The sequence below is a fragment of the Streptomyces sp. V3I7 genome (assembly GCF_030817495.1).
Classification (GTDB): Bacteria; Actinomycetota; Actinomycetes; order Streptomycetales; family Streptomycetaceae; genus Streptomyces.
Map to the genome: position 1 here is coordinate 2,977,539 of NZ_JAUSZK010000001.1, position 23,443 is coordinate 3,000,981.

General features: G+C 72.6%; 20 protein-coding genes. 6 read left to right on the forward strand and 14 right to left on the reverse strand.

What is annotated here, in order from left to right; all coding sequences use genetic code 11:
* Positions 1-214 precede the first annotated feature (214 nt).
* From QFZ74_RS13730 to QFZ74_RS13770, 9 genes are all read right to left on the reverse strand, one after another.
* A complete protein-coding gene (locus QFZ74_RS13730) occupies positions 215-814 on the reverse strand; it encodes a TetR/AcrR family transcriptional regulator (protein WP_307621107.1) in 600 nt (199 codons plus the stop codon).
* Positions 802-1,536, reverse strand: coding sequence for an enoyl-CoA hydratase family protein (locus QFZ74_RS13735; RefSeq protein ID WP_307621108.1), 735 nt, complete (start codon positions 1,534-1,536; stop codon positions 802-804). Before QFZ74_RS13735 ends, QFZ74_RS13730 begins: the two co-directional genes overlap by 13 nt.
* Entirely contained in the window at positions 1,533-3,146 is a 1,614-nt protein-coding gene (locus tag QFZ74_RS13740) for a 4-coumarate--CoA ligase family protein (RefSeq protein ID WP_307621109.1), read from the reverse strand. The genes QFZ74_RS13735 and QFZ74_RS13740 overlap by 4 nt, the downstream gene beginning before the upstream one ends.
* 52 nt (positions 3,147-3,198) lie before the next feature.
* Positions 3,199-4,359, reverse strand: a complete 1,161-nt coding sequence (locus QFZ74_RS13745; protein WP_307621110.1) for an acyl-CoA dehydrogenase family protein — start codon at positions 4,357-4,359, stop codon at positions 3,199-3,201.
* A 54-nt stretch (positions 4,360-4,413) separates the two neighbouring features.
* Positions 4,414-6,318, reverse strand: coding sequence for a biotin carboxylase N-terminal domain-containing protein (locus QFZ74_RS13750; RefSeq protein ID WP_307621111.1), 1,905 nt, complete (start codon positions 6,316-6,318; stop codon positions 4,414-4,416).
* A gap of 5 nt (positions 6,319-6,323) precedes the next feature.
* On the reverse strand, positions 6,324-7,922 hold the full coding sequence (locus QFZ74_RS13755; protein ID WP_307621112.1) for an acyl-CoA carboxylase subunit beta: 1,599 nt from the start codon (positions 7,920-7,922) through the stop codon (positions 6,324-6,326).
* The gene (locus QFZ74_RS13760) at positions 7,919-9,607 is read right to left on the reverse strand and encodes an acyclic terpene utilization AtuA family protein (RefSeq protein ID WP_307621113.1); all 1,689 of its coding nucleotides are present in this window, start codon (positions 9,605-9,607) and stop codon (positions 7,919-7,921) included. The genes QFZ74_RS13755 and QFZ74_RS13760 overlap by 4 nt, the downstream gene beginning before the upstream one ends.
* The gene (locus tag QFZ74_RS13765) at positions 9,604-10,398 is read right to left on the reverse strand and encodes a TIGR03084 family metal-binding protein (RefSeq protein WP_307621114.1); all 795 of its coding nucleotides are present in this window, start codon (positions 10,396-10,398) and stop codon (positions 9,604-9,606) included. The genes QFZ74_RS13760 and QFZ74_RS13765 overlap by 4 nt, the downstream gene beginning before the upstream one ends.
* Positions 10,399-10,536: 138 nt before the next feature.
* Entirely contained in the window at positions 10,537-11,517 is a 981-nt protein-coding gene (locus tag QFZ74_RS13770; RefSeq protein ID WP_307621115.1) for a DMT family transporter, read from the reverse strand.
* Positions 11,518-11,800: 283 nt separating this feature from the next.
* On the opposite strand from QFZ74_RS13770, the gene QFZ74_RS13775 reads away from it, so the two are divergent.
* Positions 11,801-12,682, forward strand: coding sequence for a septum formation family protein (locus tag QFZ74_RS13775; protein WP_307621116.1), 882 nt, complete (start codon positions 11,801-11,803; stop codon positions 12,680-12,682).
* Positions 12,683-12,760: 78 nt separating this feature from the next.
* Here QFZ74_RS13775 and QFZ74_RS13780 read toward each other — a convergent pair whose 3' ends face one another.
* Positions 12,761-15,562, reverse strand: a complete 2,802-nt coding sequence (locus tag QFZ74_RS13780; protein WP_307621117.1) for an FAD-binding and (Fe-S)-binding domain-containing protein — start codon at positions 15,560-15,562, stop codon at positions 12,761-12,763.
* A gap of 207 nt (positions 15,563-15,769) precedes the next feature.
* On the opposite strand from QFZ74_RS13780, the gene serC reads away from it, so the two are divergent.
* Positions 15,770-16,888, forward strand: coding sequence for a phosphoserine transaminase (serC, locus tag QFZ74_RS13785; RefSeq protein WP_307621118.1), 1,119 nt, complete (start codon positions 15,770-15,772; stop codon positions 16,886-16,888).
* 22 nt (positions 16,889-16,910) lie between these two features.
* On the opposite strand, the gene QFZ74_RS13790 is transcribed toward serC, so the two are convergent.
* A complete protein-coding gene (locus QFZ74_RS13790; RefSeq protein ID WP_307621119.1) occupies positions 16,911-17,888 on the reverse strand; it encodes a WD40 repeat domain-containing protein in 978 nt (325 codons plus the stop codon).
* Positions 17,889-17,991: 103 nt separating this feature from the next.
* On the opposite strand from QFZ74_RS13790, the gene QFZ74_RS13795 reads away from it, so the two are divergent.
* Together QFZ74_RS13795 and QFZ74_RS13800 are read left to right on the forward strand one after the other, a co-directional pair.
* Complete coding sequence (locus tag QFZ74_RS13795) at positions 17,992-18,678, forward strand: SGNH/GDSL hydrolase family protein (RefSeq protein ID WP_307621120.1); 687 nt, start codon at positions 17,992-17,994, stop codon at positions 18,676-18,678.
* 88 nt (positions 18,679-18,766) lie between these two features.
* The gene (locus QFZ74_RS13800; RefSeq protein ID WP_307621121.1) at positions 18,767-19,354 is read left to right on the forward strand and encodes a Uma2 family endonuclease; all 588 of its coding nucleotides are present in this window, start codon (positions 18,767-18,769) and stop codon (positions 19,352-19,354) included.
* A gap of 39 nt (positions 19,355-19,393) precedes the next feature.
* Here the strand turns inward: QFZ74_RS13800 and QFZ74_RS13805 are convergent, their stop codons facing one another.
* A complete protein-coding gene (locus tag QFZ74_RS13805; protein WP_307621122.1) occupies positions 19,394-20,383 on the reverse strand; it encodes an aldo/keto reductase in 990 nt (329 codons plus the stop codon).
* Between the two features lie 133 nt (positions 20,384-20,516).
* Here QFZ74_RS13805 and QFZ74_RS13810 point away from each other — a divergent pair, with 133 nt between their 5' ends.
* Positions 20,517-20,801: a hypothetical protein gene (locus QFZ74_RS13810; RefSeq protein ID WP_307621123.1), complete on the forward strand. Its 285-nt coding sequence runs from the start codon at positions 20,517-20,519 to the stop codon at positions 20,799-20,801.
* A gap of 126 nt (positions 20,802-20,927) precedes the next feature.
* Here the strand turns inward: QFZ74_RS13810 and thpR are convergent, their stop codons facing one another.
* Positions 20,928-21,500 carry an RNA 2',3'-cyclic phosphodiesterase gene (gene thpR / locus QFZ74_RS13815; RefSeq protein WP_307621124.1) on the reverse strand — a complete coding sequence of 191 codons (573 nt, stop codon included), beginning with the start codon at positions 21,498-21,500 and terminating at the stop codon, positions 20,928-20,930.
* Between the two features lie 39 nt (positions 21,501-21,539).
* On the opposite strand from thpR, the gene QFZ74_RS13820 reads away from it, so the two are divergent.
* A complete protein-coding gene (locus QFZ74_RS13820; protein ID WP_307621125.1) occupies positions 21,540-22,052 on the forward strand; it encodes a GNAT family N-acetyltransferase in 513 nt (170 codons plus the stop codon).
* Positions 22,053-22,091: 39 nt separating this feature from the next.
* Here QFZ74_RS13820 and QFZ74_RS13825 read toward each other — a convergent pair whose 3' ends face one another.
* Positions 22,092-23,432, reverse strand: coding sequence for an MFS transporter (locus tag QFZ74_RS13825; protein ID WP_307621126.1), 1,341 nt, complete (start codon positions 23,430-23,432; stop codon positions 22,092-22,094).
* Positions 23,433-23,443 lie beyond the last annotated feature (11 nt).

A 23,443-nucleotide genomic window follows, 5' to 3' on the forward strand; every position in this document is an offset into this window, starting at 1 on the left:
ACCGGGAAACAGGGATGGAGGTCAGGCAGAGCGCCGACACGCCATGCTTGTGACACGCACGTAGTCCACGTGGCGGCGTCGGACAAGCATCGGAAGCATGGGCCCTAGGGTAACGCCCTGAAACCGTTGCCTCTCCGCCGCCGGCCCGAGCGGGGCGCCCGCACCACGGTTCCGTGTGACGTATGTCTCCGCGCGGGACTCCCGCCGGGAGACGTCAGCCCAGCGCCTCGTCCAGCAGCTTCGCCCACTGGGCCACGACCCGCTGCCGGCGTGCCATGTCGTCGGTGAGGAGGTTGGCGAGGCCCAGGCCCCGGGCCATGTCGAGCAGGCCCTGGACGGACTCGCGGACGCCGGGGCACGCCTCGTCGACGCCCAGCAGCTCCACCGCGATGCGGTGGGTCTCCCGCCCGACCCGGGCCTCCAGCTCGGTGACGCGCGGCCGCAGCTGGTCCTCGTCGGATGCGGCGACCCACAGGTGGAGGGCGGCCCGGAAGAGCGGGCCGGTGTACAGGTCGACGAGGGCGGTGACGACGGCCCGGCGGTCGGCGGGGCCCTCGGGGAACAGGTCGCGCAGGGCGGTGGAGCGCTCCTCGGCGACGTACTCGACGGCAGCGGTGAACAGGTCCTCGCGGGTCGGGAAGTGGTGCTGGGCGGCGCCGCGTGAGACCCCGGCGCGTTCGGCGACGACGGAGACCGTGGAGCCCGCCCAGCCGTGCTCGGCGAGGCAGGCCACGGCGGCTTCCAGCAGCCGCTGCCGGGTGGCCCGGCTGCGGTCCTGCTTGGGGTGGCGGTCGGCTGCGGTCACAGCACCCATGCGGGATCCCGTCGTTCTAGGAAGGCCGTCGTCCCCTCCCGGGCCTGGGAGGTGGAGAACAGCCGGGCCGAGAGTGCGACTCGTTCGGCCGCGTCCCGGTCGAAGGCCTCCAGCACCCTAGTCGTGAGCAGCCGTTTCGTCGCGGCCAGGGCCTCGGGGGCCGAGCGGCGCAGGCCGTCCAGTACGGGCTCCAGTACGGCGTCGACGTCGTCGCCGGCCGCCGTCAGCAGCCCGGTGCGCACCGCCTCGGCCGCGTCGAAGCGCTCGCCGGTGAGGCAGAGCCGGGCCAGGGCACGCGGGTCCGCGCGCGGGATCACCGGCAGTGAGATGACGGCCGGGGCGAGACCGATCCGTACCTCGGTGAACGCGAACGTGGCGTCGTGCGAGGCGGCCGCGATGTCGCAGGCGGCCAGCAGTCCGAGGCCGCCCGCCCGGACGTGCCCCGTCACCCGCGCGACGACCGGCTGGGGCAGCTCGACGATCTGCCGCAGCAGCCGGACCAGGGCGTCGGGCTCGGGCGGGTCGCGCAGGTCGGCGCCCGCGCAGAAGGTGTTGCCCGAGTGGGTGAGGACGACGGCGCGTACGGCGCTGTCCCCGGCGCACTCGGCCAGGGCGTCCGAGAGTTCGCCGACGAGCGCGGCGGACAGGGCGTTGCGGCTGCCGGTGGCGTCCAGGCTGAGCGTCTCGACGCCCCGCGCGCGGGTGCGGCCGATCGAGGTCATGAGCGCTCCTTGGCGTCGGGTTCGGCGTGCGGCCCCGACTTCCCTGCCCCCGCCCGCAGTTCGCGGCGGAGGATCTTCCCGGAGGCAGCGCGCGGCACCGCGTCGATGAAGGTGACCCGCCGGATCCGCTTGTAGGGGGCGACGCGTTCGGCGACGTGCATCATGACCTCGCCCTCGGTGAGGGCACCGGCGGTGGGCTGGCGGACGACGTGGGCGTGCGGTATCTCGTTGTGGTCCTCGTCGTAGACGCCGATGACGGCGGCGTCCGCGATGCCGGGGTGGGTGAGGAGGTGGGCCTCCAGCTCGGCCGGGGCCACCTGGAAACCCTTGTACTTGATGAGCTCCTTCACCCGGTCGACGACGAACAGCCAGCCGTCGGCGTCGACGTAGCCCACGTCGCCGGTGTGCACCCAGCCGTCGGCGTCGATCATGTCGGCGGTGGCGTCGGGTCGGCCCAGGTAGCCCTTCATGACCTGGGGGCCGCGGATGAGGATCTCGCCGGCCTCTCCGGCGGCGAGGTCCCGGCCGGGGTCGTCGAGGGAGACGATGCGCATCTCGGTGCCGGCGATGAGCCTGCCGACGGTGCCCGCGGGTGCCCGGTCCATGGCGTCCAGCGGGACGACGTGCGTGCCGGGCGAGAGTTCCGTCATGCCGTAGGCCTGGCCCACGGGCGGCAGCCCGAGGCGTTCGGAGCAGGCGGCGGCGAGGTGGGCGTCCAGGGGCGCGGCGGCGCTGATGACGAACCGCAGGGACGAGAGGTCGTAGCGGGCCACGGCCGGATGCTTGGCGAGCGCCAGAACGATCGGCGGGGCGACGTACAGGCTGGTGATGCGGTGCCGTTCGATGGCCGCGAGGAACGTCTCCAGCTCGAAGCGGGGCAGCACGACGACGGTGGCGCCCTGCCTGAGGGGCGCGTTCATCAGCGCGGTCAGGCCGTATATGTGGAAGAAGGGCAGGACGGCGAGGATGCGGTCGCCGGGCCCGGCCGGGATCGCGGGCTCCAGCTGGGCCAGGTTGGTGGCGATCTGGCGGTGGGTGAGCATGACGCCCTTGGGGACGCCGGTGGTACCGGAGGAGTACGGCAGGGCCGCGACGTCCTCGGCCGGGTCGACGGCGACGGCGGGATCGGGCGCGGTGCAGGAGAGCAGGTCGGCCAGGGAGCGGTGGCCGCTCGCCCGGTCGCACACGAATATCTCCTGTATGCCACCCGCGAGTTCGGCCGCCCGGCGGGCCGTCGCCAGCAGCGGCGAGACGGTGACCAGCCAGCGGGCGCGGGAGTCCCGCAGCTGCTTGGCCACCTCCTCGGGCGTGGCGAGCGGGTGCACGGTGGTGACGGACGCACCCGCGCGCGTGGCCGCGTAGAAGGCGGTCGGGAAGGCGATGGTGTTCGGGCTGTGCAGGGCGAGGACGTCGCCCTTGCGCACACCGGCTTCGGCCAGCCCGGCCGCGATGCGCCGGTGGAACCGGTCCACTTGGTTGTACGTGAGGGTGGTGCCGTCCGTGCCGTCGATCAGGGCCGGCAGGTCGCCGAACTCGGCGGCGCGGCCGAGAACGGCCTCGTGGATGGGCAGTTCGACGGGCGGGACGTCTGCGTACTCGCTGTGGAACACGGTTCCTCCTCGCGGAACGGCGGTGCGCGCGGGCGGGGGCCGGGAGGGGGCCTCAGTACGACTTGGGCAGACCCAGGCTCTGGTGGGAGACGTAGTTGAGAATCATCTCCCGGCTCACCGGGGCGATACGAGCCACGCGCGCGGCCGTTATCAGCGAGGCGATCCCGAACTCGCGTGTGAGGCCGTTGCCGCCGAGGGTGTGCACGGCCTGGTCGACGGCCCGCACACAGGCCTCCGCGGCCGCGTACTTGGCCATGTTGGCGGCCTCGCCCGCACCCATGTCGTCGCCCGCGTCGTAGAGATGGGCGGCCTTCTGCATCATCAGACGGGCGAGTTCGAGGTCGATGTGGGCCTGGGCGAGGGGGTGCGCGATGGCCTGGTGGGCGCCGATGGGCGCCTTCCACACGGTGCGGTCACGGGCGTACTCGACGGCCCGGGCGAGCGCGAAGCGCCCCATGCCGATCGCGAACGCCGCCGTCATGATCCGCTCGGGGTTGAGCCCGGCGAACAGCTGGAGCAGCCCGGCGTCCTCCTCGCCGACGAGCGCGTCCGCCGGAAGTCGTACGTCGTCCAGGACCAGCTCGAACTGCTTCTCCGCGGCCTGGAGTTCCATGTCGATCTGGTGGCGCTGGAAGCCCTCGGTGTCGCGCGGGACGATGAACAGGCAGGGCTTGAGGCGGCCGGTGCGGGCGTCCTCGGTGCGGCCGACGATCAGGGTGGCGTCGGCGACGTCGACGCCGGAGACGAACACCTTGCGGCCGGTGAGCAGCCAGTCCGTGCCGTCCCTGCGGGCGGTGGTGGTGATGCGGTGGGAGTTGGACCCGGCGTCGGGCTCGGTGATGCCGAAGGCCATGGTGCGGGTGCCGTCGGCGAGCCCGGGCAGCCACTGCTGTTTCTGCTGCTCGGTGCCGAAGCGGGCGATGACGGTGCCGCAGATGGCCGGGGAGACGACCATCAGCAGGAGCGGGCAGCCGGCGGCGCCCAGCTCTTCGAGCACGATGGAGAGTTCGGCTATGCCGCCGCCTCCGCCGCCGTATGCCTCCGGCAGGTTGACGCCGAGGTAGCCGAGCTTGGCGGCCTCGGACCACAGTTCGTCCGGGTGGCCCTTCTCGGCGACGACGCGGGTGATGTAGTCGCGTCCGTAGCGTTTGCCGAGGGCGGCGACGGCGGAGCGGAGGGCCTTGTGTTCTTCGGATTCGATGAGGGTGGTCACGGATGTCCTCCGAGTGCGGCTTGAGTGTGGTTGCTCGCGCAGTTCCCCGCGCCCCTAGGTTTCTTGCACTACCGCCAGCAACATGCCTGGCTCCACCTGTTTCCCAGGCGTGGCATGCAGCGCCGTCAGTGTCCCCGTGACCGGCGCGGAGATCTGGTGCTGCATCTTCATCGCCTCCAGCCAGATCAGCGGCTGGCCGGCGGTGACGGCGGATCCCTCGGTCAGACCGTCGGCGAGGCGGACGACCGTGCCCGGCATGGGCGCGAGCAGGGAGCCGGGGGCGTGGTGCGCGGCCGGGTCGGGGAACCGGGGCAGGGCGGTGAGGGCGGTGGCGCCCACGTACACCTGATCGTCGCCGTACCGGGCGACCTCGAACCTCCGCCGGACGCCGTCCACTTCGAGGACGACGAGGTGCGCGTCGGCGCGCACCACCCGCACCCCGCCGGCCGCGAGCCCCGCGCGCGTGTGCCGGTACGCGACCTCGTACTCCTCGCCCGCCATCAGGTAGCGCTTGGTCTGCGGCCCGGAGGGCAGGTTGCGCCAGCCGCCGAACCGGGAGCGGCCGTGCGCGTCGGCGAGGGCGGCGGCCAGCGCAACTAGAGGTGGTCGCGCAGCGACTCCGGTGAGGGCGGTGGTGGGAGACGGGTGGGCGTACGGGTCGGGGGCCGGGCCGGTGAGGGCGGCGAGGTGGCGGTCGTAGAAGCCGGTGTCCATGCGGGCGGCCGTGAACTCCTCGTGCCGCAGCGAGCGGACGAGCAGGTCGCGGTTGGTGACCGGGCCGTGGACTGCCGCCCGTTCCAGGGCGCCGGAGAGCCTGCGGAGCGCCTCCGCGCGCGTGGGGGCGTGGGCGACGACCTTGGCGAGCATCGGGTCGTAGTGCACGCCGATGCCGTCGCCGTCGGTGTAGCCGGTGTCCAGGCGGACGCCGTCCGGCACGGCGAGGCGGTGCAGGGTGCCGGTCTGCGGAGCCCACGCGCGAGCGGGGTCCTCGGCGTAGAGGCGGGCCTCGACGGCGTGGCCCCGCGCGCGCGGGGGCTCGCTCTCCAGCGCGTGCCCCTCGGCGACGCGGATCTGGAGCGCCACGAGGTCGATGCCGAACAGGGCCTCGGTGACGGGGTGTTCGACCTGGAGGCGGGTGTTCATCTCCAGGAAGTGGGCCGTGCCGTCGGCGACGAGGAACTCGACGGTGCCCGCGCCGACGTAGTCGACGGAGCGGGCGGCGCGGACGGCCATCGCGTACAGCTCGTCGGTGAGGGCGGGGTCCAGAGCCGGTGCCGGGGCCTCTTCGATCACCTTCTGGTGGCGGCGCTGGAGGGAGCAGTCACGGGTGCCGAGCGTCCACACCGTGCCGTGCGTGTCGGCGAGGACCTGCACCTCGACGTGGCGGCCCCGCTCGACGTACGGCTCGACGAACACCTCGCCGTCCCCGAAGGCGCTCGCGGCCTCGGCGCGGGCCCCGTCGAGGGCGCCCTCCAGCTCCTCCAGCCGCCGCACGATCCGCATCCCGCGCCCGCCGCCGCCCGCGGCCGCCTTCACCAGCACCGGCAGATCGGCCTCGGTGACCTCGGCCTCGCCGAGCGGCGCGATGCCCATCAGCTCCTTGGCGCGCGTCTTGGACGCCATCGCCTCGATCGCCTCCGGGGGCGGCCCGATCCACGTGAGACCGGCGTCGAGGACGGCGCGGGCGAAGTCGGCGTTCTCGGAGAGGAAGCCGTAGCCGGGGTGCACGGCGTCCGCGCCGGCCAGGGCGGCGGCCTTCACGATCAGATCGCCGCGCAGGTACGTGTCGGAGGGCGACGCGCCCGGCAGCCGTACCGCCGTGTCGGCCACGCGCGCGTGGAGCGCGTTCTCGTCGGCGTCCGAATACACCGCGACGGTACGGATGCCCAGTTCGCGGCAGGTACGGAAGATCCGGCAGGCGATCTCGCCCCGGTTGGCGACCAGCAGAGTCGACATCATGAGCCTCACATCCGGAAGACGCCGAAGCCGCCCCGCGCGCCCTCGTAGGGGGCGGTGTGGATGGCGGACAGGCACAGGCCGAGGACGGTGCGGGTGTCGCGCGGGTCGATGACGCCGTCGTCGTACAGCCGCCCGGACAGGAACATCGGCAGCGACTCCGACTCGATCTGCTGCTCCACCATGGCGCGCAGCGCGGCGTCGCCCTCCTCGTCGTACGGCCGTCCCTTCGCGGCGGCCGACTGCCGGGCGACGATCGACAGCACGCCGGCGAGCTGCTGCGGGCCCATGACGGCCGACTTGGCGCTGGGCCAGGCGAACAGGAAGCGCGGGTCGTAGGCACGGCCGCACATGCCGTAGTGCCCGGCGCCGTACGAGGCGCCCATGAGCACGGAGAGGTGGGGGACCTTCGAGTTGGAGACGGCGTTGATCATCATCGCGCCGTGCTTGATGATCCCGCCCTGCTCGTACTCCCTGCCGACCATGTAGCCGGTGGTGTTGTGCAGGAAGAGCAGCGGGATGTCGCGCTGGTTGGCGAGCTGGATGAACTGGGCGGCCTTCTGCGACTCCTCGCTGAACAGCACCCCTTGGGCGTTCGCGAGGATGCCGACGGGATAGCCGTGCAGGGCGGCCCAGCCGGTGGTCAGGCTCGTCCCGTACAGCGGCTTGAACTCGTCGAAGTCGGAGGCGTCGACGAGGCGGGCGATGACCTCGCGCGGGTCGAAGGGGGTCTTCAGGTCGCCGGGGACGATGCCGAGGAGCTCCTCCGGGTCGTACTTGGGCGGCTCGGCCGGGCCCGGATCGGCGTACGCCTTACGGTGGTTGAGTCGGGCGACGACGCGCCGCGCCTGCCGGAGCGCGTCCCGCTCGTCGACGGCGAGGTGGTCGGCGAGGCCCGACACGCGCGCGTGCATCTCGGCGCCGCCCAGGGACTCGTCGTCGCTCTCCTCGCCGGTCGCCATCTTCACCAGGGGCGGGCCGCCGAGGAAGACCTTCGCCCGCTCCCTCACCATGATCACGTGGTCGGACATGCCGGGGACGTACGCGCCGCCCGCCGTGGAGTTGCCGAAGACGACGGCGACGGTGGGGATGCCGGCGGCGGAGAGGCGGGTGATGTCCCGGAAGATGGCGCCGCCGGGGATGAAGATCTCCCTCTGGGAGGGCAGGTCGGCGCCGCCGGACTCGACCAGGCTGATGCAGGGCAGCCGGTTGGCGAGCGCGATGTCGTTCGCGCGCAGGGACTTCTTCAGCGTCCAGGGGTTGCTGGCGCCGCCGCGCACGGTCGGGTCGTTGGCGGTGATCAGGCACTCGACGCCCTCGACGACCCCGATGCCGGTGACGAGGGAGGCGCCGACCGCGTAGTCACTGCCCCAGGCGGCCAGCGGGGACAGCTCCAGGAACGGGGTGTCCGGGTCGAGGAGCAGCTCGATGCGCTCGCGGGCGAGCAGTTTGCCGCGCTGGCGGTGCCGTTCGACGTACTTCGGGCCGCCGCCGGCGAGCGCCTTGGCATGCTCGGCGTCGAGCTCGGCGAGCTTGGCGAGCATGGCCGCGCGGTGGGCGCGGTGGCCGGGGCTGCCGGCGTCCAGGGCGGTGGGCAGAACGGTCAAAGGAGAGCCTCCGGGATGTCCAGGTGGCGGGAGCGCAGCCATTCGCCGAGGGCCTTGGCCTGCGGATCGAAGCGGTGCTGGGCGGCGACGCCCTGACCGAGGATGCCCTCGACGGTGAAGTTGAGGGCGCGCAGCCGCGGGAGGACGTGCCGGGTGACGGTCAGTCCGGCCGTCTCCGGCAGGAGTTGGCGGAACAGGTCGGCGGTGAGGGTGTGGGCGAGCCACCGCCAGGCGTCGTCGGTGCGGACCCAGACCCCCACGTTGGCGTTGCCGCCCTTGTCCCCGCTGCGGGCACCGGCGACCAGGCCGAGCGGTGCGCGGCGCACGGGCCCCGGGGCAAGAGCCTCCGGGAGGGGCGGCTCCGGTACGTCGTCGAGGATGCGGGTGTCCTGGGGCGGGGCCACAGCGACCCGCCGCCCGTCATGGAGGACGGCCACATGGTCGACGGCACCATGGGGGACGTACACATCCTCGAAGACCCCATAAGGCGCGCCCTTCCCCGGTGGTGCGAGCACATGGAAGCCCGGGTAACTGGCCAGCGCCAGTTCGATGGCGGCCCCGCTCAGCGCCCGCCCGACGACCTGCTGGTCCGGGTCCCGTACGACGAGCCGCAGCAGTGCGCTGGCCGTCTCCTCGGTGTCGGCGTCGGCCCGGTCGGTGCGGACGAGCTCCCAACAGGTCTCGGCCGGCGGCGACTTGGCGAGCGCGTCGCCCATCTGCTCCCGTACCAGGGCGGCCTTCTCCTCGATGTCGAGCCCGGTGAGGACGAAGACGACCTCGTTGCGGAAGCCGCCGAGGCGGTTGAGGCCGACCTTGAGGGTCGGCGGCGGGGCCTCCCCGCGCACTCCCTCGATCCGCACCCGGTCGGGTCCGTCGGGGGTGAGCCGTACGGTGTCGAGGCGGGCGGTGACGTCGGGTCCGGCGTACCGGGCGCCGCCCGTCTCGTACAGCAGCTGCGCCGTGACCGTGCCGGTGTCGACGAGGCCGCCGGTGCCGGGGTGCTTGGTGATGACCGCGCTGCCGTCCTCGTGGAGTTCGGCGAGCGGGAAGCCGGGACGGCGGACGTCGGCCCCCCGGAAGAAGGCGTAGTTCCCGCCGGTCGCCTGTGTCCCGCACTCCAGGACGTGCCCGGCGACGACCGCGCCCGCGAGCCGGTCGTACTCCCCGGGTCCCCAGCCGAAGTGGGCGGCGGCGGGCCCGGTGACGAGCGCGGCGTCGGTCACCCGCCCGGTGACCACGACGTCGGCGCCCTCCCGCAGGCAGGCGGCGATCCCGAAGCCGCCGAGGTAGGCGTGGGCGGCGAGGCTGCCGGGGTAGGCCGTGGTGAGGTCGTCGCCCTCGACGTGGGCGACGCGCACCGGGATGCCGAGCCGGTCGGCCAGCGCCCTGACGGCGTCGGCGAGCCCGGCGGGGTTGAGCCCGCCGGCGTTCGTCACGATCCTCACCGACCGCTCGTGGGCGAGTCCGAGGCACTCCTCCAGCTGGCGCAGGAAGGTGCGGGCGTATCCGGCGGACGGGTCCTTCAGCCGGTCCCGGCCCAGGATCAGCATGGTGAGTTCGGCGAGGTAGTCGCCGGTCAGGACGTCCAGTTCACCGCCGGTGAGCATCTCGCGCAGGGCGTCGAAGCGGTCGCCGTAGAAGCCGGAGGCGTTGCCGACGCGCAGGGGGGTGCGCGGGGCGCTCACCACACGGAGCCCTTCGGCGCGCGGCCTGCGCCGGGCGGGCCCGCGAAGGCCTGGGCGATGTCGAGCCAGCGGTCGGCGTCGGGGCCCTCGGCGCGCACCTCCAGGTCGGCGCGGTGGGCGCGCTGGGTGACCAGCAGGCAGAAGTCGAGGGCGGGGGCAGTGACGCGCTGGGCGGCGTCCTCGGGCCCGTAGGCCCACAGCTCGCCGCCGGGAGCGGTGATCTCCACCCGGAACTCCTCGGCGGGCACGGGCAGTCCCCGCGCCCCGTAGGCGAAGTCCCGTGCGCGCACCCCGATGCGGACCACATGCTTCAGCCGGTCGGTAGGTGCGCGGCGCACACCCAATGTGTCGGCGATGTCCTGTCCATGGGCCCAGGTCTCCATGATCCGGCCCGTGGCCATGGAGGCCGCCGACATAGGCGGCCCGTACCAGGGGAAGCGCGTCCCGGGTGCCGTGGCCCGCAGGGCCCGGTCGAGCGCGGCCCGCCCCTCCCGCCAGCGCGCGAGCAGTTCGGCCGGCTCCAGCCGGGCCCCCTCCTCCGCACCCTCGTCGACGAACGAGTCCGGCGCGGTGAGGGCCTTCTCCACCAGCGTGCGGAAGGCGTCCGCGTCCGTGACGGCGAGCAGGGCGGAGCGGTCGGTCCAGTGCAGATGCGCGATCTGGTGGGCGACGCTCCAGCCGGGCGCGGGGGTCGCGAGCCTCCACTGCCCGGGACTCAGGTCGGCCACCAGCCGATCGAGTTCCTCGCTCTCCTCACGCAGGTCGTCGAAGACGGGCGTCGGATCGGACACGATGCGCTCCCCTCGGGGCACGACGGTGTGCGGCGCGGTGCGTGAAGGAGCATGGCAGCGGGGCAAGAAACAAGCAAGCGTGCTTGCATGACTTTTCGAGGCGACCCAGCGGCCGCCGTCGCAAGGACCGGAAGAGGTTCAGGAGACCGGGCCGGGCTCCACGACCTTCCCCCGGCCCACCTGCGTCCGTACCGCTCCCATGCTCGCCGCGATGACCAGGGCGATCGCGGCCGCCTCCGTGAGGGACAGGGCCTGGTGCAGGACGAAGAAGCCGGCCGTGGCCGCGATGGCGGGTTCCAGGCTCATGAGGATGGCGAAGGTGGAGGCGGGAAGGCGCCGCAGGGCGAGGAGTTCGAGGGTGTAGGGCAGGACGGAGGACAGGACCGCCACCGCCGAGCCGAGCGCGAGGGTGGTGGGGTGCAGCAGCTTGCCGCCCGACTCGGCGATGCCCAGCGGCACGAACAGCAGCGCCGCCACCGCCATGGCCAGCGCCAGCCCGTCGGCCTGCGGGAAGCGCCGCCCCGTACGGGCGCTGAAGATGATGTACGCCGCCCACATGGTGCCCGCCCCCAGGGCGAACCCGACCCCCAGCGGGTCCAGGTCGCTGAAGCCTCCCCCGCCTAGGAGGAAGACGCCGGCGAGGGCCAGGGCCGCCCAGAGCGCGTTGATCGCGCGGCGGGAGGCCAGCACCGACAGCGCCAGGGGACCCAGCACCTCCAGGGTGACCGCGGGACCCAGCGGGATACGGGCTACGGCCTCGTAGAACAGGCCGTTCATCGCGCCCATCGCGGCACCGAAGACGATCACCGTGCCCCAGTCGGCGCGCGAGTGGCCGCGCAGCCGTGGCCGGCAGACCAGCAGCAGGATCACCGCCGCGGCGACGAGCCGCAGCGTCACCACGCCGAGCGCGCCCGCCCGCGGCATCAGGGTCACGGCGAGCGCGCCGCCGAACTGGACCGAGATGCCCCCGGCGAGCACCAGCCCGACCGGCCCCAGTGAGCCGAACGAGCCGAACCCGCGCGGGGCTCCGCCCGCGGCCGGGGAGGCGGCGACCGCGTCCGGGACGACGGCCGGGGAGGACGAGGTCGAGGCGGCGGCGCTGCTGCCGGGGTTACTCACAGGGCGGTCCCAGGGGTGACTCGGATCAGATCGCGTCGGATCTCGGATCGGGGTTTTCGTTCATCACGATGCGTTTCATTCATCACGATGCGTTTCGTCCATCGCGATGTACTGCCAAGTCCAGGGTAGTGACCTCGGTCAGGAGTGTGAACCTTTTATGCGGCTGTCTCATATCCCGAGCGCCGCCCCTCGCGTACAACCCTTGCGGCCCATGGCGGGTCAGGACATCCGGCGAGCCACGACCGGGCTCGTCACCACGGTTCAGCAAGAGGATGTGCACGTCATGAAGGCCCGTACCCAGTCCCGTTCCCTGCGGGGCATATCCGCTGTCGTCGCCCTGCTCGCGGTCGGCGCGGTGGGGTGCTCGGATCTCGCCGACAGCGCGGCGGACGGCGCGAAGAAGGCGGTCCGCACGCGGTCGGTGTTCTCGCTCGGCGTCGGGGACTGCTTCAACCCGGACGGCAAGGCGACGGGCGAGGCCCTCACGGTCGAGATCGTGCCCTGTGGCGAGGCACACCGGGGTCAGGTCGTCGGCGACTTCTCGCTCCCCGGAAAGAAGGCGTTCCCCGGTGACAAGGCGGTCTCGGCGGTCGCCGACCAGCGGTGCCCGGCGGAGGCGGGCCGGTTCAGTCTGGACACCTGGGCGCTGCCCAAGGGCGTCGACGTCTTCTACTACACGCCGACCAAGGACAGCTGGGCCACCGGCGACCGCGCCGTGAGCTGCACCTACACCAAGGAGTCGGGTACGTTCACCGGCTCGCTGAAGGCCGACGCGAAGTCCATGAAGCCCGCCCAGGCCGCGTACCTGAAGGGCGCCAACGCCGTCTACGACACCCTGTGGGCGAACCAGTCCGACGCGGACTACGTCGAGGACGACCTGAGCGGCTACAAGAGACAGGCCAAGGCCGTGGCCGCCGCCCTCGACGCGCACCTCAAGGGGCTGCGGGGCGTGCAGGGCGCGGAGGTCGGCAAGCTCCGCGCGCAGCTGGAGAAGAGCGCCGTCCACTGGGAGAAGGCCGCGAAGGCCCCCGACGCCGACGCGTTCTTCCTCGACTACGACCCGGCCTTCGCCGGCATCGACCCGCACAAGACGGTCGCCGCCCGCAAGGAACTGGGCCTGGCCACCACCGTCCCGGCCGACGACGCCAAGGTCTGGGCGGACTGACCTCCCTCCCCTCCACGCGGGGCCGCGACCCGTGTCGCGAGCAGGGCCGGCCCGGTCCCGCGTGATCTCCCGCTGTCCCTACGCCGTGCCTCCCTCCTCCAGCGCCTCCGCCAGTACCTCCGCCAGGTGCCGTCCCCGCACCCCCGCGAGCTGCTCCAGCTGCGTGCGGCAGGAGAAGCCGTCGGCCAGGACCACCGTGCCCTCCGGCGCCTCCCGTACCGAGGGAAGCAACCGCTCCTCGGCGCAGGCCTTCGACACCTCGAAGTGACCTTGTTCGAAGCCGAAGTTGCCCGCCAGGCCGCAGCAGCCGCCGGTCAGTTCGCCGGTGAGGCCCGCGGCCTCGCGCAGGCGGCGGTCGGGGACGTCGCCCAGGACCGCGTGCTGGTGACAGTGGGTCTGGCCGGCGACCGGGCGCCGCACGGCGGGTGGCGTCCAGTCCGGGGCGTACCGCTCCAGCACCTCCGCGAACGCGACGACCTTCGCGGCCAGTTGAGCCGCGCGCGGGTCGTCGTACAGCAGCTCGGGCAGGTCGGAGCGCAGGGCGGCCGCGCAGCTCGGCTCCAGGACGGCGATGGGCGCGGACGTCCCCAGCACCGGCTCCAGTACGTCGAGCGTGCGGCCCATCACCACGCGGGCGCGGTCGAGTTGGCCGGTGGAGACGTAGGTCAGTCCACAGCAGACCGGCCCTCGGGGAACCGGTCCGGGAGCGAGCCCCGCCATCTCCAGCACGCGTACGGCCGCCCGTCCCACCGAGGGTGAGAGGTGCTCGGTGAAGGTGTCCGGCCAGACGATGACCCGCTCTCCCGGGCTGGCCGCCCCACGTCTCCGCCACCACCGGCTGAACGTCTCCGTCGTCACCCGCGGAAGCTCCCGCTCGGGCGCGATCCCGCCCAGCCGTTTCGCCGCCCGCGCGAGCGGCCGTACGGACGCGAGCGCGTTGACCAGCCGGGCCGTGCGCGTCCGGGCCACCCAGCGCAGCCACACCGGCAGCCACCCCATCGCGTAGTGGGCGGCCGGGCGGCGGCGCCCCGCGTAGTGGTGGTGCAGGAACTCCGCCTTGTACGTGGCCATGTCGACCTCGACCGGGCAGTCGGAGCGGCAGCCCTTGCAGGACAGGCACAGGTCCAGCGCGTCCCGGACCTCGGTCGAGCGCCAGCCGTCCGTGACCACCTCGCCCGCGAGCATCTCGTGCAGCAGCCTCGCCCGGCCGCGCGTGGAGTGCTCCTCCTCGCCGGTCGCCCGGAAGGACGGGCACATCACCGAGGAGCCGGCCGCGGACGTCGTACGGCACTTCGCGACGCCCACGCACCGGCGCACCGCCGCCGCGAAGTCCCCGCCGTCGGCCGGGTAGCCGAAGGCCACGTCCACGGGCTCGCGCGGCAGGACCGAGAAGCGCAGGTTGCTGTCCAGGGGCGCGGGGCGCACCAGCATCCCGGGGTTGAGCAGGTCATCGGGGTCCCAGACGGCCTTCGCCCGCTCGAAGAGGGCCACCGTCTCCTGTCCGTACATCACCGGCAGCAGCTCCGCGCGGGCCTGCCCGTCGCCGTGCTCCCCGGACAGCGAGCCCCCGTGCGCCACCACCAGTTCCGCCAGGTCCCGCGAGAACCGCCGGAACCGGCCGACGCCCGGCTCCGTCAGCAGGTCGAAGTCGATGCGGACGTGGATACAGCCGTCGCCGAAGTGCCCGTACGGCGTGCCGCGCAGGCCGTGGGTCGTCAACAGGCCCCGGAAGTCCCGCAGATACGCCCCCAGCCGGGCGGGCGGCACCGCGCAGTCCTCCCATCCCGGCCAGGCCTCCGTGCCGTCCGGCATGCGGGTCGCCGTGCCGCTCGCGTCCTCCCGGATGCGCCACAGGGTCCGCTGGGCGTGCTCGTCGGTCACCACCAGGGAGTCGACGACGTGGGCCGCGCGGACGACCGCCTCCGCACGCGCGCGGGCCTCGCCCGGTGTCGCGCCGCCGGTCTCGACGAACAGCCAGGCACCGCCCTTCGGCAGCCCCGCCGCCGATCGCACCAGGTCGGCCGCCATGCCTTCCACCGTCAGCGGGCCCAGCGGCAGCAGGCCGGCCGCGGCGTCGGCGGCGGCGCCCTCGTCGGCGTACCCGAGCACGGCCAGGGCCCGCGCGCGGGGCGCCTCGACGAGCCGGACGACCGCCTGCGTCAGCACGCCCAGGGTGCCCTCCGAGCCGCAGAAGGACCGGGCGACGTCGGCGCCCCTCTCGGGGAGCAGCGCGTCCAGCGCGTACCCGGAGATGCGGCGGGGCAGGTCGGGGAAGCCGGTGCGCAGCCGCGCCAACTCGCCCTCCGCCAGGGCGCGCAGGCCCTCCGGCGCTCCCGCCCAGTCGCGGCCCGGTCGCAGCCGCTGCCCGCGCGCGGTGAGCACCTCCAGCTCCCGTACGTTGTCCGCGGTGGTGCCCCAGGCCACCGAGTGCGAGCCGCAGGCGTTGTTGCCGATCATCCCGCCGAGCGTGCACCGGCTGTGGGTGGAGGGGTCGGGGCCGAAGCGCAGACCGTGCGGGGCGGCGGCCTCCTGGAGGCGGTCGAGGACCAGGCCCGGCTGGACGACGGCGGTACGCGCGCCGGGATCTATCTCCAGCACCCGGTTCATGTGGCGGGTGAAGTCCAGCACCACGCCCGTGCCGGTCGCCTGTCCCGCGATGGACGTACCCCCGCCGCGCGCCACGACCGGCACGCCCCGCGCGCGGCACACCGCGAGGACGGCGGCCACGTCGTCGGCGTCCCGCGGCGCGACGACCCCGAGCGGGACCCGCCGGTAGTTGGAGGCGTCCATGGTGACCAGTGCCCGGGAGGTGACGCCGAACCCCACCTCGCCCCGGACGGCCGCACGCAACGCCCGCTCCAGATCCGCCGTCTCCGTCATCCGCGCCCCCTCCTCCGCATCCGTCCCGTCCGCCGTCGTGCCATGCGTCCAGGATGCATCCGATCACGCACCGTCATCGCGGCTTGTCCACAGGGCCGCGCGTTCTACTGATCTTCGTACGACCGCACAAGTCCATCAGCCGGAGAGCGTCGTCTCATCCGACGGACAGGGCTTCGTCCGCTTTCGCCGAGGAGATACCCTCCCGCCGTGGCTGAGATCCAGATTCCTGCTGACATCAAGCCCGCCGACGGTCGATTCGGCGCGGGCCCCTCCAAGGTGCGGGTGGAGGCGCTGGACGCGCTGGCCGCCACCGGTACGTCCCTCCTCGGTACCTCCCACCGCCAGGCCCCGGTGAAGAACCTGGTCGGCCAGGTCCGCGAGGGCATCAGCTCCCTGTTCTCCCTCCCCGACGGCTACGAGGTCGTCCTCGGCAACGGCGGCTCCACCGCGTTCTGGGACATCGCCACGCACGGCCTGATCGAGAACAAGTCCCAGCACCTCACCTTCGGCGAGTTCTCGTCCAAGTTCGCCAAGGCCGCGAAGCTCGCCCCCTGGCTGGCCGATCCCACGATCGTCTCCGCCGACCCCGGCACCCACCCCGAGGCGCACGCCGAGGCGGGCACCGACGTCTACGCCTTCACGCACAACGAGACCTCCACCGGCGTCGCCATGCCGATCAGGCGGGTCGAAGGCGCCGACGAGGGCTCCCTCGTCCTCGTGGACGCGACCAGCGGCGCCGGCGGCCTCCCCGTCGACATCGCCGAGACGGACGTCTACTACTTCGCCCCGCAGAAGTCCTTCGCCTCCGACGGCGGCCTGTGGATCGGCGTCTTCTCCCCCGCCGCGATCGAGCGCGCCGAGCGGATCCACGCCTCCGGCCGTCACATCCCGGAGTTCTTCAGTCTGCCCACGGCGATCGACAACTCCCGCAAGAACCAGACCTACAACACCCCCGCCCTCGCCACCCTCTTCCTGCTGAACCAGCAGCTGGAGTGGCTCAACGGCCAGGGCGGCCTGGACTTCGCCACCGGCCGCACCAAGGACTCCTCGACCCGCCTGTACACCTGGGCGGAGGAGTCCAAGTACGCCACCCCGTTCGTCGCCGACCCGGCCAGGCGCTCCCAGGTCATCGGCACGATCGACTTCGCCGACGAGATCGACGCGGCGGCCGTCGCCAAGACCCTGCGCGCCAACGGCATCGTCGACACCGACCCCTACCGCAAGCTCGGCCGCAACCAGCTCCGCGTCGCCATGTTCCCGGCGATCGACCCCGCCGACGTCGAGGCGCTGACGGCCTGCGTCGACTACGTGATCGACAGGCTCTGACGCCGAGTTCAGAGGGACACGCTCAGCCCCGTCGCCGCAGCCGCCGGAACCCGAACAGGACGGCCGCGGCGACGGCGACGGCGATCGCGCCGGTCGTGACGCGGCCGTCCTTCAGGCCGCCCGCGCCTGAACCGACAACGGAATTCCCGTCGCCCGAGGGCGACTTGGAGGCGCCGCCCGCAGCCCCGGGCGCGTCCTTCGCCGTCACCTGGCTGTCGGCCCCCTCGCTGCCGTACATCAGCCTGGTGCCGTCGGCGGAGTAGGTGACGGACTCGCCCTGTCGCTGCAGCGGCATCTGCAGCTGCCCCTCGCGCTTGATCCGCCCGCCGTTCCAGTCGTAGGCGATCCCGCCGAAGTAGCCGCGGACGGCGAGCCGGCGGCCGTCCGGTGAGAAGGCGGCGTCGGTGGCCCACAGGTCGACCGGGGCGACGGGCCGGAAGACGTTGCTGCCCGAGGCGGACAACTGGGCGGGTCCCTCGTACAGGTGCCCGCCGTTCTCGTTCTTGTCGATGAGGTAGACGCGCCCGGTGGTGGGGTGCACGACGAGCGACTCGGCGTCGCGCGGCCCGTTCGCGTACTTCACGACGTACTGCGTGGCCCGGATCGTCTGGTCCTTCAGCACCCTCGGCTCGGGCAGCCGGTAGATCCAGACGTACGGCCACCTGCCGCCGAAGTTGTCGCCGATGTCACCGACGTAGATCTGGTTGCCGGGCCCGATGGAGATGGCCTCGACATCCCGCGGGGTGCCGACGCCGGTGAGGGTCACCGTGGCGACGGTCTTCCCGGTCGCGCTGTCCACGGCGTAGAGGTAGGGGCCGTCGTCGCTGTCGTTGTGGGTCCAGTAGACGCCGGGGTGGAGCCGGGAGGCGGCGAGGCCGCTGGACTCGGTGATCCGCGGGTCCCTGATCGTGAACCCCTGGTCCCCGTCGGCGGCGGAGGCGGGCGCGGCCACCGCACCCGTGAGCAGAAGCCCGGCAAGGAGGGCGAGCGATCGGCGCATGCCCCAAGACTGCCATCCCGCACGCCCGTTCGCGGCCCCCGACGTGGCGGTCCTCACACCCCGCCGGGGCGTGGTACCCCCCGTGATCGGCCATCATGATCTGATGCTCAGGTTCATGCCCGTCGGTGACTCCATGACGATCGGAAGCGCGGGCGAACACACATGGCGCCACCGGCTGTGGCAGCACCTGTGCGGCTCGTACGGCGGCCCGTTCACCTTCGTCGGCCCGCGCGAGACGCTGTACGACAAGTCGGCCGAGGCCCCGACCTCGTACGCCTACGCCGACCCCGACTTCCCGTGCGCCCACCTCGCCGGCTGGGGCGAGGGCTGGCTGCACATGGCCCCGCTGATCGGCGAGGCGATACGCGCCTCGCGCGCCGACGTCCTGCTGGTCTCCCTCGGCCTGATCGACCTGGGCTTCTACACCGACGCCGAGCAGACCGCGGACAACGTCCGCGCCTTCGTGACCGCGGCCCGGGAGGCCCGCCCACGCATCCGCATGGTCGTCCTCCCGGTGATCCCGAACATCCGCGCCTCGGCGGACGAGCCCTTCGCGACCCAGGTGAACCGTTTCAACGAACTCCTGGCGAAGACCCTGGCCGACCTCGACGAACCCCGCTCCCCGCTCCTCCTGGCGTCCCCTCCCCCGGCGTACGACATCCACACCGACACCTACGACGGCACGCATCCCAACGCGAGCGGCGAGCACAAGATCGCGGAGGCTTTCGCGGCGGCGATGTACGAGGCGTGGGGCCTGGGTGAGCCGTACGAGGCGACGGCGTCGGCCTGACCGGAGCCCCGCCGTGTCCCGGTGACCGTGCGTATCGTTGTACCGCGCGGCTGTACTCGTGCGAGTGCAGCCGGGGAGGAGCGCCACGATGACCGTCCTCGAAGACAGGATCGCGATGGCCGAGAGCGACAACACGGGCACGCTGGACGAGATGTTCGAGCGGCTCGAGAAGATGCCCGTCCCCGAGGGATACAAGGTCGAGATCGTCGAGGGGACCGTCTACATGTCGCCGCAGCGGGACACCCACTGGGAGATCATCGCGGACATCTATGAGCAATTGCGGACCAAGTACCCCCGCAAGCGCGTGAAGTCCGACGTCCGCATCGACTACCCGGGGCACCTCAACGGATTCGCGACCGATGTGACGGTGGTCGCCGAGGGCGCCGTCAAGACGGGCGACGGTCACTGGCGCTACCAGGACGTCGAATTCGTCGCGGAAGTGATCTCCAAGGGCACCGCCGCCAACGACTACGGTTCCAAGAAGACCGCGTACGCCGTCGCCGAGGTGCCCGTCTACGTCATCGCCGACCCCTACCTGGGCCGCTGCCACGTCTACACCCACCCCAAGGGCAAGGACTACACGATCGAGACGAGGGTGGACTTCGGCACCGACATCGACCTGACCGGCACCGAAGTCGGCCTCATCCTCAAGACCGACGAGTTCCCCCGCGACTGACCTCCGGGCGACCCTCGCTCGAGCGGTCTGCCTACGGCCTCACCACGCGAACGCCTCCGGCGCGGGACCGGGCCCCGGGAAGATCGTGTCGAGGTCGGCCAGCAGTTCCTCGCTCAGCTCCAGGTCGAGGGCGCGCAGGGCGCTCTCCAGCTGGGACAGCGTGCGCGGGCCGACGATCGGGCCGGTGATGCCGGGGCGGGTGAGCAGCCAGGCCAGGGCGACCTCGCCGGGTTCGAGGCCGTGCTTGTCGAGGAGGTTCTCGTACGCCTGGACCTGGGCGCGCAGGGGCGCCTTGGCGAGGGCGTCGGCCGCGCGGCCCGAGGTGCGGCGGCCGCCCTCGACCTCCTTCTTGAGGACGCCGCCCAGCAGTCCGCCGTGCAGCGGCGACCACGGGATGACCCCGAGGCCGTACGCCTGCGCGGCCGGGATGACCTCCATCTCGGCGCGGCGCTCGGCGAGGTTGTACAGGCACTGCTCGCTCACCAGGCCGACCATGGCGCGCCGGGCCGCCGCCTCGTTCATCTGGGCGATCTTCCAGCCGGGGAAGTTGCTGGAGCCCGCGTAGAGGATCTTTCCCTGCTGGAGCAGGACGTCGATGGCCTGCCAGATCTCGTCGGCGGGGGTGTCCCGGTCGACGTGGTGGAACTGGTAGACGTCGATGTAGTCGGTCTTCAGCCGCTTGAGGCTGGCGTCGACGGCCCGCCGGATGTTGAGCGCGGAGAGCTTGTCGTGGTTGGGCCAGGCCGGGCCGTCGGGGCCCATGTTGGCGTACATCTTGGTGGCGAGCACCACCTTGTCGCGGCGGTCACCGCCCTGCGCGAACCAGCTCCCGATGATCTCCTCGGTACGGCCCTTGTTCTCGCCCCAGCCGTACACGTTCGCGGTGTCGAAGAAGTTCAGGCCGGCGTCCAGCGCGGCATCCATGATGGTGTGGCTGTCGGCTTCGCCGGTCTGGGGGCCGAAGTTCATGGTGCCGAGGACGAGCCGGCTGACCTTGAGTCCCGTGCGTCCGAGCTGCGTGTACTCCATGAGGCCCAGCCAACGCCTTCGAGGGCGCTCGAAGCAAGGACAGCGCGCGCACGGACGCCCGGACGGTCCGGGTCCGGGTCCGGATCCGTGTCTGGGTCCGTGTCCGTGTCCGTCTCCGGGGGAGGAAACAGTGATGGTGACGTACCTGATGGTGGCGCGGCTGCCCGAGGGCGGGCTGCGGGACTTCGACGCCTACGAGCGGGCCGTGCTGCCGCTGCTGGCCGAGCACGGCGGGACGCTGGAGCGGCGGCTGCGCACACCGGACGGCCGCGTCGAGGCCCACCTCGTGAGTTTTGCCGGCGACGACGACTTCGCCGCCTTCCGCGCGGACCCCCGGCGCTCGTCCGCCGCGCCGCTGCTGGCGGCCTCCGGGGCGGAGATCGAACTCCTCGCCGTGCGCGACGTCGCGGGGGCGTGACACGGCCGTGGGCCGGGGCCGGCGGTCTACCTTCCGACCACCGACGCCAGCGCCACCACCACGAACATCAATACGAGCGCACCGGCCATGATCCGGTTCCGGGTTTTCGGGTCCACGTACTCGAGGTTAACCGGCGCCCCCGAGTGGCCAGCGGGCGACCGTCTCGTAGCGGGGCTGCTCGCCCAGCGTCCCCGACGTCGGCAGGTTGCTGCGGACCAGGGCCAGCTCGGCCACCGTCCAGGTGCGGCTGGTGAACGCGTGGAGGAGGGTGACGTACGGCCGGACGTCCAGGTGGTCCCGGCTGCGGGCCACCGTCAGATGGGCCTTGTAGCGCCGGTGCTCCCCCATCGCCATGCCCGCCTTCCGCCCGGCCGCCTCGCTCCGGTCGGCCAGCAGCCGCAGCGTCTCCAGGTCGCCCTCGGCGCCCGCCCACAGGGCCCGGCCGTGCCCGAACTGGCCGCCGCCGGAGACGGCGAGCGGGAACGGGGCCGTGCGATGGGCCGCGCGCGCCAGGCGGTCCGACAGGCCGGGGACGAGCTCGTCGCCGACCTCGCCGTAGAACGCGAGCGTGTAGTGCCAGCCGGGGCGGCCGGTCCAGCGCAGCCCGTCCGCGCCGGGCAGCCTCTTCAACTCGGCCACCTCTGCGGCCAGTTCGTCGGCCACGTCCGGTGGGGGCAGTACCGCGGCGAAGAGTCTCATACGCTCACCTTCGCAGAAGAGGGCGGGCATGATGAGGTCATGGCGATCACCATCCGCGAGGGCGGCCCGGACGACCTGCCCGTGATCCTCGGCATGTTCGACAGCGCGGTGGAGTGGCTGGTCGCACAGGGCCGGACCCGGCAGTGGGGCACCGACCCGTGGTCGACCGATCCAAAAGCCGTGGCGATGATCGAGCGGTACGTCCGTGCGGGCACGCCCTTCTTCGCCGAGGTCGACGGCGCTCCCGCCGCCACCCTCACCCTCACCGACGCCCCCGGCTCGTATCTGGAGCCCGCGGGCGAACCCGAGCGCTACATCCACCTGCTCGCCTCCGACCGCCGCTTCAAGGGCCACGGCGCCGGTGCCGCCCTGCTCGCCCATGCCGCGGAGGTGACCCGGCGAGCGGGCGTCTCCCTGCTGCGCGTGGACTGCTACGCGGGCGACGACCGCAAGCTGGTCGCCTTCTACGAGCGCAACGGCTTCACCCCGGTCGAGGAGTTCACGTTCGGGGCGGACAAGTGGCCGGGCATGGCGCTGGCCCGGAGGGTGTAGCACGCGCTCAGCGGCACGGCTCGCCCTCCGGGGAGCGGCTCACGCCGCCGCCAGCTGCTCCCGCTCGCGCGGGACCAGCCGCACCTGGGGATGGCCGTGGTGCCAGCCCACCGACAGGCGCAGGCCGCCGACGCGGGCCAGGATCAGGCCGATGGTGACGGCTCCGAGCGCCGACAGGGCGCCGCCGAGGGCGAAGCCGACCCGTGGGCCGTAGGTGTCGGTGACCCAGCCGACGACCGGGGCGCCCAGCGGCGTACCGCCCACGAAGACCATCATGAACAGGGCCATCACGCGGCCGCGCATGGCCGGGTCGGTGCTCATCTGGATCGCGGTGTTCGCCGTGACGTTGAAGGTCAGGCCGAAGATCCCGATCGGGACCATGAGCGCCGCGAACAGCCAGTACGACGGGGCGAGCGCGGCCACGACCTCCAGGACGCCGAAGGCCACCGCCGCCACGGTCAGCACCCGCAGCCGGGCCGTGCCGCGCCGGGCGGCGAGCAGCGCGCCGACCAGCGAACCGGCCGCCATCAGCGTGTTGAAGAGGCTGTAGGCGCCCGCGCCGCCGTGGAAGACGTCGTCGGCGAAGGCCGACAGCCACACCGGGAAGTTCAGGCCGAAGACGCCGATGAGGCCGACGAGGACGATGGGCCAGATGAGCTCGGGCCGGCCCGCGACGTAGCGCAGCCCCTCCCGCAGCTGGCCCTTGCCCCGCGGCGCGCGCTCGACCGCGTGCAGCTCACGGGCGCGCATCAGCATCAGACCGACGAGCGGGGCGACGAAGGACAGGCCGTTGAGGAGGAACGCCCAGCCCGTGCCCACGCCGGTGATGAGCAGACCGGCCACGGCGGGGCCGACCAGCCGGGCGGACTGGAAGTTCGCGGAGTTCAGGCTGACCGCGTTCTGGAGCTGGGCGGGGCCGACCATCTCGGCGACGAAGGACTGCCGGGCCGGGTTGTCCACGACCGTGGCGAGACCGACGGCGAAGGCTGCCACGTAGACGTGCCACACCTGGACGTGGCCGGTGAGGGTCAGCGCGGCGAGGGCGAGGCCGGTGAGGGCCATCGACGTCTGGGTGACGAGCAGGGTCGGGCGCTTGGGCAGCCGGTCGACGAGGACACCGCCGTACAGGCCGAACAGCAGCATCGGCAGGAACTGCAGGGCCGTCGTGATGCCGACGGCCGCCGATGAGCCGGTCAGGCTGAGGACCAGCCAGTCCTGGGCGATGCGCTGCATCCACGTCCCCGTATTGGAGACGACCTGGCCCAGGAAGAAGAGGCGGTAGTTCCGGATGCTCAGCGAGCTGAACATCGAGGACTTGGTGCGGGTGGGGGTAGAAGTGATCGGTGCGGGGGCGGAAGCTGCTCCGGATCCCGTACTCAAAGGCTTCGCCT

What these genes read in the sequence shown, in the direction of transcription:
- QFZ74_RS13820 (WP_307621125.1), top strand. Translation starts at nt 21,540, where the DNA reads ATGGCGATCACCATCCGCGAGGGCGGCCCGGACGACCTGCCCGTGATC.
- QFZ74_RS13810 (WP_307621123.1), top strand. Translation starts at nt 20,517, where the DNA reads ATGGTGACGTACCTGATGGTGGCGCGGCTGCCCGAGGGCGGGCTGCGG.
- QFZ74_RS13780 (WP_307621117.1), bottom strand. Translation starts at nt 15,562, where the DNA reads ATGACGGAGACGGCGGATCTGGAGCGGGCGTTGCGTGCGGCCGTCCGG.
- QFZ74_RS13735 (WP_307621108.1), bottom strand. Translation starts at nt 1,536, where the DNA reads ATGACCTCGATCGGCCGCACCCGCGCGCGGGGCGTCGAGACGCTCAGC.
- QFZ74_RS13800 (WP_307621121.1), top strand. Translation starts at nt 18,767, where the DNA reads ATGACCGTCCTCGAAGACAGGATCGCGATGGCCGAGAGCGACAACACG.
- QFZ74_RS13790 (WP_307621119.1), bottom strand. Translation starts at nt 17,888, where the DNA reads ATGCGCCGATCGCTCGCCCTCCTTGCCGGGCTTCTGCTCACGGGTGCG.
- QFZ74_RS13750 (WP_307621111.1), bottom strand. Translation starts at nt 6,318, where the DNA reads ATGATGTCGACTCTGCTGGTCGCCAACCGGGGCGAGATCGCCTGCCGG.
- QFZ74_RS13775 (WP_307621116.1), top strand. Translation starts at nt 11,801, where the DNA reads ATGAAGGCCCGTACCCAGTCCCGTTCCCTGCGGGGCATATCCGCTGTC.
- QFZ74_RS13795 (WP_307621120.1), top strand. Translation starts at nt 17,992, where the DNA reads ATGCTCAGGTTCATGCCCGTCGGTGACTCCATGACGATCGGAAGCGCG.
- QFZ74_RS13805 (WP_307621122.1), bottom strand. Translation starts at nt 20,383, where the DNA reads ATGGAGTACACGCAGCTCGGACGCACGGGACTCAAGGTCAGCCGGCTC.
- QFZ74_RS13730 (WP_307621107.1), bottom strand. Translation starts at nt 814, where the DNA reads ATGGGTGCTGTGACCGCAGCCGACCGCCACCCCAAGCAGGACCGCAGC.
- thpR (WP_307621124.1), bottom strand. Translation starts at nt 21,500, where the DNA reads ATGAGACTCTTCGCCGCGGTACTGCCCCCACCGGACGTGGCCGACGAA.